Source organism: Mesorhizobium sp. C399B, from assembly GCF_030323185.1.
Lineage (GTDB): Bacteria > Pseudomonadota > Alphaproteobacteria > Rhizobiales > Rhizobiaceae > Mesorhizobium.
The window spans coordinates 6114090-6129244 of the sequence record NZ_CP100472.1; the positions used below are offsets into that span (position 1 = coordinate 6114090).

General features: G+C 64.5%; 6 protein-coding genes. All 6 read left to right on the plus strand.

Features of this window, described 5'->3' with window-relative positions; all coding sequences use genetic code 11:
- Positions 1 to 81: 81 nt before the first annotated feature.
- The 6 genes from hutI to NLY36_RS29250 all read left to right on the plus strand — a co-directional run bounded on the left by hutI (position 82) and on the right by NLY36_RS29250 (position 14846).
- Complete coding sequence (hutI, locus tag NLY36_RS29225) at positions 82 to 1317, plus strand: imidazolonepropionase (RefSeq protein WP_023736402.1); 1236 nt, start codon at positions 82 to 84, stop codon at positions 1315 to 1317.
- Positions 1314 to 2852, plus strand: a complete 1539-nt coding sequence (hutH, locus tag NLY36_RS29230; RefSeq protein ID WP_023736403.1) for a histidine ammonia-lyase — start codon at positions 1314 to 1316, stop codon at positions 2850 to 2852. The genes hutI and hutH overlap by 4 nt, the downstream gene beginning before the upstream one ends.
- Before the next feature lies 1 nt (position 2853).
- Positions 2854 to 3666, plus strand: coding sequence for an N-formylglutamate deformylase (gene hutG, locus NLY36_RS29235; protein WP_023672901.1), 813 nt, complete (start codon positions 2854 to 2856; stop codon positions 3664 to 3666).
- Positions 3667 to 3694: 28 nt separating this feature from the next.
- Positions 3695 to 5365 carry a urocanate hydratase gene (gene hutU, locus NLY36_RS29240; protein WP_023734210.1) on the plus strand — a complete coding sequence of 557 codons (1671 nt, stop codon included), beginning with the start codon at positions 3695 to 3697 and terminating at the stop codon, positions 5363 to 5365.
- Between the two features lie 12 nt (positions 5366 to 5377).
- A complete protein-coding gene (locus tag NLY36_RS29245; protein WP_023736404.1) occupies positions 5378 to 5977 on the plus strand; it encodes a HutD/Ves family protein in 600 nt (199 codons plus the stop codon).
- A gap of 289 nt (positions 5978 to 6266) precedes the next feature.
- Positions 6267 to 14846 (plus strand): glycoside hydrolase family 94 protein, encoded by an 8580-nt coding sequence (locus tag NLY36_RS29250; protein WP_023736405.1) that lies wholly within the window; start codon positions 6267 to 6269, stop codon positions 14844 to 14846.
- Positions 14847 to 15155: the final 309 nt, after the last annotated feature.

Below are 15155 nucleotides of genomic sequence, written 5' to 3' on the forward strand. Positions count from 1 at the left end.
TCCGAATTCCATAAACAATGCACTTGCAGCGCGTTTCAATATGTATATACATAATCGCCATCCAAGCAACGGAAAAAGATGATGGCGGCACAAGACAAAAGCCGGGCAGGGGGCCTTCAGCTTTGGCGTGATGCGCGCCTGGCAACCATGGCTGAAGGCGTTGCCGGACTTGGCATCGTCGAAAAGGGCGCGATCGTCTCCCGTGACGGCATCATCGTCTATGCCGGCCCGGAAGCCGACATGCCGTCAGCGTTGGCTCAGGGCGGCGAGACTACCGATTGCGAAGGCCGCTGGATCACGCCCGGCCTGATCGACTGCCACACCCATCTCGTCCATGCCGGCAACCGTGCCAACGAGTTCGAGATGCGGCTGGCCGGCGCCACCTATGAAGAAGTCGCCCGTGCTGGCGGCGGCATCGTCTCCTCGGTCAAATCCCTGCGTGCCGCGAGCGAAGACGCACTGGTTGCGCAGACGCTGCCACGCCTCGATGCGCTGATGGCCGAGGGCGTCACCACGGTAGAGGTAAAGTCGGGTTACGGGCTCGATCTCGAACATGAACAGAAGTCGCTTCGCGCCGCGCGGCAACTGGACAAGCAACGCCCGGTCACGGTCCGCACCACCTTCCTCGGCGCGCATGCGCTGCCGCCGGAAGCAAAAGGCGACAAGGACACTTTTGTCGATCTCGTCGCCAACACCATCCTCCCCGGAATCGCCGCCGAGGGCCTGGCTGACGCCGTCGACGGCTTTTGCGAGGGCATTGCCTTTTCGCCGGAACAGATTGCCCGCGTCTTCGACAAGGCCAAGGCGCTTGGCCTGCCGGTCAAACTCCATGCCGACCAGTTGTCCAACCTGCATGGCGCCGAACTCGCCGCCCGCTATGGCGCGCTGTCGGCCGACCATCTCGAATACACCGACGAGGCCGGCGCCGCAGCGATGGCCAAGGCCGGCACCGTGGCGACCATCCTGCCCGGCGCCTACTATTTCATCCGCGAAACCAAGAAGCCGCCGGTCGGCCTGTTCCGCCAGCACGGCGTCAAGATGGCGGTCGCCACCGACAACAATCCCGGGACGTCGCCGCTGACCTCGCTGTTGCTGACCATGAACATGGCAGCGACGCTTTTCGGCCTGACCGTCGAGGAATGCCTGGCCGGCACCACTCGCGAGGCTGCCCGCGCGCTTGGGCTGCTTGGCAAGACCGGCACGCTTGAGGCAGGAAAATCCGCCGACCTGGCGATCTGGGACATCGAGCGTCCGGCCGAACTCGTCTACCGCATGGGCTTCAACCCGCTCCATGCCCGCATCTGGAGAGGACAATGACCGAACTTAACCTGAAGCCCGGCAATGCGACGCTGGCCGACTGGCGCGCTATCTATCGTGGCGCCATGCCGAAGCTCGACGCCTCCTGCCGGCCAAAAATCAAGGCCAGCGCCGAGGCAGTCGCCCGCATCGTCGCCAAGGGTGAGCCGGTCTACGGCATCAACACCGGCTTCGGCAAACTGGCCAGCGTCCGCATTCCGGCCGAGGATCTAGAGACCCTGCAACGCAACATCGTTTTGTCGCATGCCGCCGGTGTCGGCGAGCCGATGCCGGTTTCGGTGGTTCGGCTGATGATGGCGCTGAAGCTCGCCAGCCTTGCGCAGGGGGCGTCGGGCGTACGGCCGCAAACCATCGAGTTGCTGGAAGCGATGCTGGCCAACGACGTCATCCCCATGGTGCCGGCGCAGGGCTCGGTCGGCGCCTCCGGCGATCTCGCGCCGCTGTCGCACATGACGGCGGTGATGATCGGCGTCGGCGAATGCTTTACACCGCATGGCCGCTTCCCGGCCAAGGTCGCTTTCGTCTCGCACGGCCTGGAGCCCGTGACGCTCGGCGCCAAGGAAGGTCTGGCGCTGCTCAACGGCACGCAGTTTTCCACCGCCTACGCGCTGGCCGCTCTGTTCGAGGCCGAAGTGCTGTATCAGTCGGCGCTGGTCGCCGGGGCGCTGTCGACCGACGCTGCCAAGGGCTCGGACGCGCCCTTCGATCGGCGCATCCATCTCCTGCGCAAACATCCCGGCCAGATCGAGACGGCGGAAGCGCTGCGCAACCTGATGGCCGGCAGCGCCATTCGTGAATCGCACCGCGTCGGCGATGAGCGCGTGCAGGATCCGTACTGCCTGCGCTGCCAGCCGCAGGTGATGGGTGCGGCGCTCAACGTGCTGCGCCAGGTCGCCGATACGCTCGGCACCGAGGCCAATGGCGTCACCGACAATCCGCTGATCTTCGCCGAGGACGATACTGCGCTGTCCGGCGGCAATTTCCACGCCGAGCCGGTGGCTTTCGCTGCCGACATGATCGCGCTTGCCGTCTGCGAGATCGGCTCGCTGTCGGAGCGCCGCATCGCCATGCTGGTAGACCCCGCGCTGTCCGGCATGCCGGCCTTCCTGACGCCGAAGCCCGGCCTGAACTCCGGCTTCATGATCCCGCAGGTGACGGCGGCGGCGCTCGTCTCTGAGAACAAGCAGAAGGCCTATCCGGCAAGTGTCGATTCCATCCCGACCTCGGCCAACCAGGAAGACCATGTCTCGATGGCCGCACACGGCGCTCGCCGGCTGATCGGCATGATCGAAAACGCCACGGCCGTCATCGGCATCGAACTCCTGGCCGCCGCGCAAGGCTGCGATTTCCATGCGCCGCTGGCGTCGAGTGCAGCTCTGGAAGCGGTTCGCAAGCTGGTCCGCGCCGAGGTGCCGCATCTCGACAATGACCGGCATTTCCACCCTGACATGGAAAAAGCCATCGCCATGGTGCGCAGCGGCGCTGCCATCAAGGCTGCGAGCGCGGTGACATTGCCTTCGATCTCGGGAGTCTGACATGACCGACTGGCTGACAGCGACGGAAGGCACGGCACCCCTGTTGGTGTCCATCCCGCACACGGGTATCGATCTCGCCGGCATCGACAATCGGCTGGTCTCGCCCTGGCTCGGCCGCCGCGATTGCGACTGGTGGATCGACAATCTCTACGATTTTGCCGCCGGCCTTGGCGCGACTGTCGTGCACACGTCGATCTCGCGCACCGTCATCGATGTCAACCGCGATCCTTCCGGCGCCTCGCTCTATCCCGGGCAGACGACAACGACGCTATGCCCGACCGAGACCTTCGACGGCGATCCGCTGTATCTGCCCGGCGCGGAACCGACGCCATCGGAGATAGACCAGCGCCGCATAGCGTATTTCGTGCCCTACCATGAAATGCTGGCGGCTCAGTCCGTCAGGCTGCGCGGCCTGCATGAGAAGGTCGTCATTTACGATTGCCACTCGATCCGGTCGGTGCTGCCGCGCCTGTTCTACGGCACGCTGCCGGTGTTCAATCTCGGCACCAATGACGGCCAGACCGCGGATCCTACGCTGCAGGCGCTGGTTGGCCAGATCATGGCCGAGAGCGGTGAAAGCAATGTCATCAACGGCCGTTTCAAGGGTGGCTGGATCACCCGCTATTTCGGCAATCCGCAAGGCGGCTACCATGCGCTGCAGATGGAACTTGCCGATCGCGGCTATTTGCGCGAGCCCGAGGGCAAGGGCGAACCGGACAATTGGCCGGTGCCTTATGATGCCGAGTTCGCCGCGCCGATGCGCGCCACACTGACGAAAATCCTCCAATCCGCCATTGACTGGGCCGGGCGCTGAGACGCCGCCTTACTCCAAAGGGACAATGATGAACAATCCTCGCCACAACATCCGCGAAGTGCGCGCGCCCCGCGGCGACAAGCTCAACGCCAAATACTGGACGACCGAAGCGCCGCTGCGCATGCTGATGAACAACCTCGATCCCGATGTCGCCGAAAACCCCAATGAGCTCGTCGTCTATGGCGGCATCGGCCGGGCCGCGCGCACCTGGAACGATTTCGACAGCATCGTCGCCTCGTTGAAGACCCTCAATGAAGACGAGACGCTGCTGGTCCAGTCCGGCAAGCCGGTCGGCGTCTTCCGGACGCACACCGATGCGCCGCGCGTGCTGATCGCCAACTCCAACATCGTGCCGCATTGGGCGACCTGGGATAAATTCAACGAGCTCGATAAAAAAGGCCTGATGATGTACGGCCAGATGACGGCCGGCTCCTGGATCTATATCGGCACGCAAGGCATCGTGCAGGGCACCTACGAGACCTTCGTCGAGGCCGGCCGCCAGCACTACAATGGCAACCTTACGGGCAAATGGATCCTGACCGGCGGCCTCGGCGGCATGGGCGGCGCCCAGCCGCTTGCCGCCGTCATGGCCGGCGCCTGCTGCCTCGCCATCGAATGCAATCCGGACTCGATCGATTTCCGGCTGCGCACCCGCTATGTCGACGAGAAGGCCGAGACGCTCGACGAAGCGATGGAAATGATCGAGCGCTGGACCAAGGCCGGCGAGGCGAAGTCGGTCGGCCTGCTCGGCAATGCGGCCGACATCGTGCCGGAAATGTTCAAGCGGGGCATCCGCCCCGACATGGTCACCGACCAGACCTCGGCGCATGACCCGATTAACGGCTATCTGCCCAAGGGCTGGACGATGGCTGAGTGGCGCGAGAAGCGCGTCTCCGATCCCAAGGCTGTCGAGAAGGCCGCCCGCGCCTCAATGCGCGAGCATGTCGAGGCGATGGTCGCGTTCTGGAATGCCGGCGTGCCGACGCTCGACTATGGCAACAACATCCGCCAGGTCGCCAAGGACGAAGGCTTCGAGAACGCCTTTGCTTTCCCGGGTTTCGTGCCGGCCTATATAAGGCCGCTGTTCTGCCGTGGCATCGGCCCGTTCCGCTGGGCTGCTCTTTCGGGCGATCCCAAGGATATCTACAAGACGGACGCCAAGGTGCGCGAACTCACCCCCGGCAACACCCATCTGCACAACTGGCTGGACATGGCACGTGAGCGCATCGCCTTCCAGGGCCTGCCGGCGCGCATCTGCTGGGTCGGCCTCGGCGACCGCCACAGGCTGGGCCTCGCCTTCAACGAAATGGTGGCCAGGGGCGAACTGAAGGCGCCCGTCGTCATCGGCCGCGACCACCTCGATTCCGGCTCGGTCGCTTCGCCGAACCGCGAGACGGAAGCGATGAAGGACGGCTCCGACGCCGTCTCCGACTGGCCGCTGCTCAATGCGTTGCTCAACACCGCGTCGGGCGCGACCTGGGTGTCGCTGCATCATGGCGGCGGCGTCGGCATGGGCTTCTCGCAGCATGCCGGCATGGTCATCGTCGCCGACGGCACGCCGGACGCCGCAAGGCGCCTGGAGCGCGTGTTGTGGAACGATCCGGCGACCGGCGTCATGCGCCACGCCGATGCCGGCTACGACATCGCCATCGAGTGCGCGAAGGAGCACCAGCTCAATCTGCCCGGTATTTTAGGCTGATTGGCTTAAATGATGCGCATCCTACGGGCCGCCGACTACCGCGTCATGCCGTGGAAGAATGGCGGCGGCACGACCACCGAGATCGCCGTCTCGCCGGACGGCGTCGGGCTGGACGATTTCGACTGGCGCGTTTCCATGGCGCGAGTCGAGGGCAGCGGCCCGTTCTCGGGGTTTGCCGGCGTCGACCGCACGCTTGCCGTGCTGGAAGGCGAGGGTATCGTGCTTGATATTGCCGGCCGTCCGCCGGCCGAAGTGACGGCGGCTTCCGCCCCGCTGTCCTTCCCGGCCGATGTGCCGACCTCGGCGGCGCTGATCTCCGGTCCGATCACCGATCTCAACGTCATGACCCGCCGCGGGCGGGCCACGCACTCGGTCGAGCGTCTGATGGTTTCGGTTCCGACCGATATCCGGCCGACCAGCGCTATGACCCTGATCCTGCCGTTCGACGGCGAGGTCGGCCTCAGCGGCCCGACATCGTCTCGTCTTGGACCCCTCGACACGCTGTTGCTCGGTCCGCAGGCGAAACTACGGGTTGAACCGGTACGGCCGACGACCGTGTTCGTCATCCGGATAGCCAGGCTGGGCCAGCCGCACCGCCAGCACAACGATTAACGCCTGTTGCCAAACATGATCGCACGCCGGAGAAATCTGGCGTAAGCTGTTGTCTGGATCACGAAAAAGCCCGAATCCTTCCGTCGTTCCAAGGCGGACGGGAGGGCAGGGGTGCTCGTCCTTAAGTTGTCGAAAGCCCCACTTAAAATGTCGAAGGGATAACGCCTCTGGCGTGGTGCGAAGCAAAACTTTCGGCCAGTGTAATCATGCAACCAATTGCATTTGAATCGGTTTTAGGGACATTGCCGTGGCGGTGGCGCCGCATCGCGTCCCCCATGCGGAATTTTCAATGAATATCCAGACAAATCCTGCCCATATCGAAAAGTCCAGCGCCGGCTTCCCGGTCATCACCGAAGAGCCGATACGCTCCAATTTCCTGCCCGAAGAGCGGCTGCGCGCGCTGGGCGAAAGCCTTGCCAAGGGCGACATCAAGGACCTGTTCGGCCTGACGCAGTTCGATTTCCAGGCCCGCATCCGCGACAGCGCCAAGAAAATCCTCGAAGTCTACCGCTCGACCAATGCCGCCCAGGCCAAGGGCGAAACCATCACGCCTGCCGCGCAATGGCTGCTCGACAACAATTATCTCGTCGAGGAGACCATTTTTCAGGTCAAGCGCGACCTGCCGCGCCGTTTCTACCGGCAGTTGCCGACCCTGGAAGTGGCCGATCGCGCCGCGGTGCCGCGCGCGCTGGCCCTGGCCTGGAGCTATGTCGCCCATTCCGACAGTTCGGTTTCGGCGACCATGTTCAAATCCATCGTCGAGGGTTTTCAGTCGGTCGAGCCGCTCAAGATCGGCGAGCTCTGGGCGCTGCCGTCGCTGCTGCGCTTCGTTTTGATCGAGAATCTGCGCCGCATCGCCGTGCGCGTCGACCGCACCAGGCAGATGCGCCATATCGCCAACGAGGTCGCCGACCGCGTGCTGGCGACCGACGACAATGCAGACCGCCGGAAGATCCTGTCGGGCTACGGCGCGCATGCGCAGGACACCACCTTCGCCACCCAGTTGCTCTACCGCCTGCGCGACGGCTCGCAGAATGCCGGCAGGGCGCTGGAATGGCTGGAGGTCGAGCTCGAGAAAACCGGCTCCGACGCCGAGGAAATCATCATTTCCGAGCATCGCACGCTGTCCAGCGGCAATGTCACCACCGGCAACATCATCCGCGGCCTGCGCCTCATCAACGACGTCGACTGGACGGTGTGGTTCGAGGGCGTCAGCCGCATCGACACGCTGTTGCGCGAGCGCACCGATTTCGCCGCGCTCGATTTCTTTTCGCGCGACCAGTACCGCACGTCGATCGAGCAACTGGCGCGCCGTTCCGACCTGTCCGAATTCCGTGTCGCCGAAAAGGCCATCGAGCTGGCCAGCCATGTTCCCGGGGTCACCGATGCCTCCGGCGTGCCGGATGCATCAGCCGATCCGGCCATGCATACCGATGTCGGCTTCTTCCTGGTCGGCCCGCGCCGGACGGATCTGGAAAAGGCGATCGGCTATCGGCCGCCCTTCCATGTGACCTTCAAGCGCGCCTTCACCGCCATGGGCTGGCTCGGCATCGTTGTGCCGGTCTTCCTGCTGACGGTGCTACTGCTGGTTGTCTCCGGCAATGCGCTTGCCCATCTCGGCCTGTCGGTGGAATCCATCACGCTGATGCTGGCGCTGTTTGCGGTGCCTGCCAGCGAAGGCGCGCTCGCCTTCTTCAACACCGTTGTTTCACTGTTCCTGAAGCCGACGCGGCTCGTCGGCTATGATTACAAGCACGGCATTCCGGCGGCATCACGCACCTTGGTCGTGGTGCCGTCGCTGATCGGCTCGCGCGATGATGTCGAGGAAAACATCCGCAACATCGAGGTGCATCACCTCGCCAACACGGCCGAAGAAATCCATTTCGCGCTGCTGTCCGACTGGCCGGATTCCAAGACCGAGATCGACGCCGCCGACATCGAGATCCTGCAATATGCGCGCGACGAGATCGCCAGGCTCAATGCCCGTTATCCCTCGGAAGGCGCGCCGCGTTTCTATATCCTGCATCGCCGCCGGCTCTACAACCAGGCGCAGGGCGCCTGGATGGGCTGGGAGCGCAAGCGCGGCAAGCTGCATGAGCTGAACCTTCTCTTGCGCGGCGACAGCGACACCACCTTCCTGCCGCTCGACGTGCCGCTGCCGGAAAAGGTCGTCTATGTCATGACGCTCGACGCCGACACGCGCACCACGCGCGACGCCGTGTCGTCACTGGTCGGCAAGCTCGCCCATCCGCTCAACCGCCCGCATTTCGACGCGACAAAGCGCGTCGTTACCGCCGGCTACACCATTCTGCAGCCGCGCATCACAGCCTCGCTCACCAGCGGCGACGACGCTTCTTTCTTCCAGCGCGTCTTCTCGTCCAACAGCGGTCTCGATCCTTACGTCTTTGCCGTCTCGGATCTCTACCAGGACGTCTTCAGCGACGGCTCCTTCACCGGCAAGGGCCTTTATCACGTCGACGCTTTCGAGGCGGCGCTGCAGGGCCGCATCGAGGAAAACACCGTCCTCAGCCACGATCTGCTCGAAGGTGCGCTGGCGCGCGCAGCACTTGTCACCGACGTCGAACTGGTCGAGGACTATCCTACCCGCTACTCGGTCGACGCCTCGCGCCACCACCGCTGGGCGCGCGGCGACTGGCAGCTGCTGCGCTTCATCTTCTCGCCGCGTTCCGGCGTGCCGGCGCTGTCGCGCTGGAAGATGGTCGACAATCTGCGCCGCTCGCTGACCCCGATCTTCTGGGTGATGGCGGCGATCGCCGGCTGGACGCTGCTGCCCTTCACGCAGGCCGCGCAGTGGCAGGCGCTGCTGATCCTGTCGCTGTTCATGGCGCCGACCTTCGATGTCGTCAACGCCATCCTGCCCAAGAGCGGCGACCAGACGCCGCGCGGCCATTTCTCCGCACTGGCGCACGACACCGTCTTCGGCACGGCCCTTGTGGCGCTGAAAGTGCTGTTGATGGCGCACAATGCCTGGATGATGGGCGACGCCATCGTGCGCACGCTTTACCGCCTGTTCGTCAGCCGCCAGAACCTGCTGGAATGGCGCACCGCGTCGCAGGCGCACAAGGGCGGCGACAACGATATCGGCTCCTATTACAGCATGATGTATGGCGCCGTGATCATCGGCGTCGTCGGTCTCGCTATCCCCGTGCTGGCCGATTCCACCGGTGCCTTCGTCGCCTTCTTCTTCGCTCTGTTCTGGATCGGTTCGCCGGCGGTTGCCTGCTGGATCAGCCGCTCGGCCGAGACCGAGGACCGCCTGCGCATATCGCAAGCCGACATCCACGCGCTGCGCACCGTGGCGCGCCGCACCTGGCATTATTTCGAAACCTTCGTCACGGCCGAGCACCACAATCTGCCGCCCGACAATTTCCAGGAAAGCCCGGCGCCGGTTGTGGCGCCGCGGACGTCGCCGACCAATATCGGCGTCTACCTGCTGTCGGTGGTGTCGGCACGCGATTTCGGCTGGATTGCGCTCTCCGACGCCATCACTCGCATCGACGCCACGATGACGACCATCGAGAGCATGCCGCGCAACCGCGGCCACCTCTTCAACTGGTACGACACCACGACGCTCAAGCCGCTCTATCCGCTCTACATCTCGGCCGTCGACAGCGGCAATCTGGCCGGACATCTGGTCGCGGTGGCGGCGGCCTGTGCCGAGTGGGCGGAAGCCCCGTCCGTTCACCTGCAGGGCGATTTCGAAGGCGTCCTCGACACGGTGAGTATCCTCGACGAGAGCCTCGAGGAATTGCCTGACGACCGCCGGCAACTGCGGCCGTTGCGCCAGCGTCTGGCCGATCGCCTCGATGGCATGCGGCGCGCCGTCATGACCATCAAGGCGCAGCCGGAGATGGCCTCGATCCGCACCATTAACCTGGCCGTGCTTGCCGGCGAGATCCGCAAGCTCGCCACCGCCATCCACACCGAGGCCGGATCGCAGCGCAGCGACATTATCGCCGACTGGGCGGCACGGCTGGAAGCGACCTGCGAGGCGCATGTGCATGACTCGCACAGCGACGAAAACGCCGTCGAAGCCTTGCGCGCCAAGCTGCTGGCGCTGCGCGAACGCTGCCGCCGCTATGCCTTCGAGATGGATTTCTCTTTCCTGATGCGTCAGGAGCGCAAACTGCTCTCGATCGGCTACCGGGTCGAGGAGCACCAGCTCGATGAGAGCTGCTACGATCTGCTCGCCTCCGAGGCGCGGCTGACCAGCCTGTTCGCCATCGCCAAGGGTGACCTGCCGACGGAGCATTGGTTCCGGCTTGGAAGGCCGATCGTCGAGATCGGCTTCCAGGGTGCGCTGATGTCCTGGTCGGGCTCGATGTTCGAGTATCTGATGCCGCCACTGGTGATGAAGGAACCGCAGGGCTCGATCCTCAACCAGACCAGCAAGCTGATCATCAAGCGTCAGATCCAGTACGCGCGTTCGAAGAACGTGCCCTGGGGCATTTCGGAAGCGGCCTACAATGCCCGCGACCGCGAACTGACCTACCAGTATACCAATTTCGGCGTGCCCGGACTTGGCCTCAAGCGCGGCCTTGGCCAGAACACGGTGATCGCCCCTTACGCCACGATCCTCGCGGCGCAGTTCACACCGCGCGAATCCGTCCAGAATCTGGCCAGGCTGCGCTCCATCGGCGCTCTCGGCCGGCATGGCTTTTACGACGCCGTCGACTTCACGCCGCAGCGCGTGCCGGAAGGCACCGACCACGCTGTTGTCCTGAACTACATGGCGCATCACTCCGGCATGTCGATCGCCGCCGTTGCCGACGCCATCTTCGAGGGCCGGCTACGCGACCGCTTCCACAGCGATCCGGTGATCGAGTCTGCCGAACTCCTGCTGCAGGAGAGGGCGCCGCGCGACATCCCGACCGCCACGGTCAGGACCGAAGCCGACGAGCGCTCGAAGGACGAGACCGAGGTCGAGAGCCCGGATTCGCGCATCGTCCTCGACCCGCTGAGGGCGTTGCGCGCCACCAGCGTCATGTCCAATGGCCGCTACTCCGTCATGGTCTCGGCCACCGGTTCCGGTTACAGCCGCTGGGGCGAACTCGCCGTCACCCGTTGGCAGCCCGACCCGACCGAAGACCGGCTCGGCTCCTACATCTTCCTGCGCGACGCCGGCAGCGGCGACTGGTGGTCGGCCACCGCGGAGCCGAAGCAGGCGACCGGCGAGAGAGTGCAGACGCTGTTTTCCGACGACAAGGCGAGCTTCGTCAAAACAGTGGGCTCGCTGCGTTCGGAGGTCGAATGCATCGTCATCTCGGAAGGCAATGGCGAGGGACGGCGCGTCACGCTCTACAACGACGGCGCCACTGACCGGCATATCGAGGTGACCTCCTTTGCCGAGCTGGTGCTGGGCAACGAAGCCTCCGACAATGCCCATCCTGCGTTCTCGAAAATGTTTATCGAGACCGAGATCGCTGCCAATAACGGCGCCATCTTTGCCACCAGGCGCAAGCGCGAGAAGAACGAGCCTGACGTCACCATGGTGCATTTCGTCACCGATCCGTCCGGGTCGGCGCGCGATGCCGAGGCCGAAACCGACCGCCGTGCCTTCATCGGCCGTGGCCGTACCATCGCGGAAGCGGCGGCCTTCGATCCCGGCGCCAAGCTTGGCGGTCACCACGGCTTCACCCTCGATCCGGTAGCGGCCCTGCGCCGCCAGGTGCGGGTGCCGGCCAACAAGAAGATATCGCTGACCTTCTGGACCGCCGTCGGCGCCAACCGCGCCGAACTGGACGAGGCCATCGCCAGGCTCGACCATCCCGAAAGTTTTGCTCGCCAGGCGATGCTTGCCTGGACGCGTTCGCAGGTGCAGACCCGCCATCTTGGTCTCAGCCTGACCGACGCCGCCAACGTGCAGAAGCTGGCGCGCTTCCTGATCTATCCCGATCCGTTCCTGCGCCTGCCCGGCGAATCCATCGCTTCGGGGCTGGGCAAGCAGTCCAGCCTGTGGCCGACCAGCATTTCGGGCGATTTCCCGATCTTCCTGGTCCGCATCGGCGACGTGGCCGACCTCGAAATTGTCGCCCAGGCGCTGCGCTTCCAGGAGTATATGCGCGCCCGCGGCATGATGATCGACTTCGTGGTCGTCAACGAGCAGGCATCGTCCTATGTCCAGGACCTGCAGCGCGCGGTCGAGACGCTGTGCGAAAACAGCCGCCTGCGCGGCAAGGAACTCGGGCCGCGCCAGCACATCTTCGCCGTGCGCCGCGACCTGATGGACGAGGCGACGTACAAGACGCTGCTGGCGGTTGCCCGCGTGGTTCTGCACACGCGCAACGGCACCATCTTCGACCAGATCGAACGCGCCGAGGCGGCAGCCTTGCAAGCACGCGATGCCCTGCAGCCGGCGGCCCCCGCGTCGCTGCGCGAGCCGTCTCTGCCGGTGCCAGCGGCGCCTGCATACCATGCCGCGTCCGACAGCAGCGCCGACGGCAGCGGCCTCAGCCAATGGAACGGCTTTGGCGGTTTCGAGGGCGACGGCCGCCACTATGTCACCCGCCTTGCCGGGCGGCGCTCGACGCCGCAGCCCTGGATCAACGTCGTCTCGAACGCCTCGTTCGGATTCCATGTCTCGGCCGAAGGCGCTGCCTTCACCTGGAGCCGCAACAGCCGCGATTACCAGCTGACGCCATGGTCGAATGATCCGGTCACCAACCGGCCGGGCGAGGGCATCTACATCTACGATCAGGCCAGCGGCAAGGCATTCTCGCCGCTGGCTGCCGTGGTCCGCGATCCCTCGATGACCTATGAGACATGGCACGGCCAGGGCTTCTCGACCTTCCGGTCCAAACGCGGCCCGCTGTCGATGGATCTGACGCACGTCGTCGATCCCGTCGATCCCGTGAAGATCACGCGCCTGCGCATCCAGAACTCGGGCTCGGCGCCGGCTCGGCTGCGCGTCTATGCCTATGCCGAATGGGTTCTCGGCAGCCATCGCTCGAGCACGGCTGCGACCATCATCCCGTCCAGGGATCCAGCGACCGGCGCGCTTCTGGCACAAAACCCCTACGGTCTCGATTTCGGCGACCGGGTGGCCTTCCTGGCCGCCACCGGTCCGGTGCATTCGGCGACAGCCGATCGTGGCGAGTTCATCGGCAGGCACGGCACCAGCGCATTCCCGCACGCGGTCGTCAGCGGCGCCGGCCTGTCGGGCCGCGTCGAGGCCGGCGACGATCCGTGCGCAGCTGTCGCCAGCGAAATCGACATCCCTGCCGGCGGCGACGTCACGCTGGTCTGGCTGCTTGGCGACGCCGCCACATCAGCCGAGGCGAGCGCGTTGGTGCAGACCCATTCGGGCAAGGATTTCGACCAGCGGCTGGCCGACAATGAACGCGTCTGGCGCGGCTTCCTCGACACCATCCAGGTCGAGACGCCCGACAAGGCGCTCGACGCCATGGTCAATCACTGGCTGCCCTATCAGAGCCTGGCCTGCCGCATCCGCGCCCGCTCGGCCTTTTATCAGGCAAGCGGCGCCTTCGGCTTCCGCGACCAGCTGCAGGACACGCTGGCCCTGCTTGCGCATGATCCGAAACTGGCGCGCGACCAGATCCTCAATGCGGCGCGCCGGCAGTTCCCCGAAGGCGATGTCCAGCATTGGTGGTTGCCGCGCACCGACGCCGGCGTGCGCACCATGATCTCCGACGATGTGGTCTGGCTGGCGCATGCCACCAATCGCTACATCGAGGTGACCGGCGATACAGGGATCCTGAAGGAGCAACTGCCTTTCATCGACGGGCAGGTGCTGGGCGAGGGCGAGCACGACGCCTTCTTCACGCCGGAAATCTCCAAGACGAACGCTTCGCTCTACGACCATTGCGCGCGCGCGCTCGACCTTGCGGTCAAGCGCAGCAGCCCGGCCGGGCTGCCGCTGATCCTCGGCGGCGACTGGAACGACGGCATGAACCGCGTCGGCGAAGCCGGCAAGGGGGAGAGTGTCTGGCTCGGCTGGTTCCTTTTGAAGACGCTGGGCGACTTTACCACCGTGGCCAAGGGGCAGGGCGACACCAAGCGGGCGCAGGCCTGGACAAATCACGCCGATGTGCTGAAGCGGGCGCTGGAAAGCACCGCCTGGGACGGCCAGTGGTATCGCCGCGGCAGCTACGACGACGGCACGCCGCTTGGCTCGCATAATTCGGACGAGTGCAAGATCGACTCCATCGCGCAGTCGTGGAGCGTACTCTCCGGCGAGGGCGACCCCGCGCGCTCGACCACGGCGATGCAGCAGGCGACGAACCTGCTGGTCGACGACAAGCTCAAGATCGTCAAACTGTTTACCCCGGCCTTCCAGAACACGAGAAAGGACCCTGGTTACATCAAGAGTTATCCGCCGGGCGTGCGCGAGAACGGCGGCCAGTACACCCATGCGGCGACCTGGTTTGTCATCGCGCTCGCTGAAATGGGCCGCACCGACGATGCCTATCGGTGCTTCTCGATGCTGAACCCGGTCAACCATGCGCTCGACGATGCATCGGCCGAGCATTACCGCGTCGAGCCGTACGTCGTCGCCGCCGACATCTATTCCGGTGAGGACAAGGGCGGTCGCGGCGGCTGGACCTGGTATACGGGCTCAGCGGGATGGCTCTACCGTGCTGCGGTCGAAGGCATTCTGGGCATTGAGCGGCGGGGCAAGCAGATCACGTTCCGGCCGAAACTGCCCAGCCATTGGGACGGCTATTCTGCAACGCTGAAGATGCTGGGGGCGGAGGTCAAGGTTCGCGTCATCCGCGACAAAAAGGCCAAATCCATCTCGCTCGAAGTGAATGGAACCAAGACAAAGTCTTCCGGTTTTCAGCCGAAAGCCGGCGACAAGACCGAGGTGGTCGTCAAGATACCCGCGTAAAATCAAAGGCTTCAGATTATTGACGCGCGCCTTTCGAGGCGCGCGTTTTCTACTTCGGCATGCTTCTGGCGCAGAACGGCGTGTCTTCCCGGATACCGGCGGTCCAAGCGTGCAGTGACTAAAAATGTGGCAGCGCCAGCTGCTGCCATGATTTTGCCGCAAGACTGACATTTCACCTTTTATCTCAAACCGTTAGGTGATCACGGCAGATTTCGCAACGTCGTCATCTTTTGTTCGCAGAACGGGAACGGAAGAGGTAGACGGGCATTGTTTTGCGACCCGTTAACCGGTACGTGTCAAGAAATGGTG

Excerpts from the sequence above, each read along its gene's own strand:
- hutI (WP_023736402.1), top strand. The coding sequence starts at position 82 with ATGGCGGCACAAGACAAAAGCCGGGCAGGGGGCCTTCAGCTTTGGCGT.
- hutH (WP_023736403.1), top strand. The coding sequence starts at position 1,314 with ATGACCGAACTTAACCTGAAGCCCGGCAATGCGACGCTGGCCGACTGG.
- hutG (WP_023672901.1), top strand. The coding sequence starts at position 2,854 with ATGACCGACTGGCTGACAGCGACGGAAGGCACGGCACCCCTGTTGGTG.
- hutU (WP_023734210.1), top strand. The coding sequence starts at position 3,695 with ATGAACAATCCTCGCCACAACATCCGCGAAGTGCGCGCGCCCCGCGGC.
- NLY36_RS29245 (WP_023736404.1), top strand. The coding sequence starts at position 5,378 with ATGCGCATCCTACGGGCCGCCGACTACCGCGTCATGCCGTGGAAGAAT.
- NLY36_RS29250 (WP_023736405.1), top strand. The coding sequence starts at position 6,267 with ATGAATATCCAGACAAATCCTGCCCATATCGAAAAGTCCAGCGCCGGC.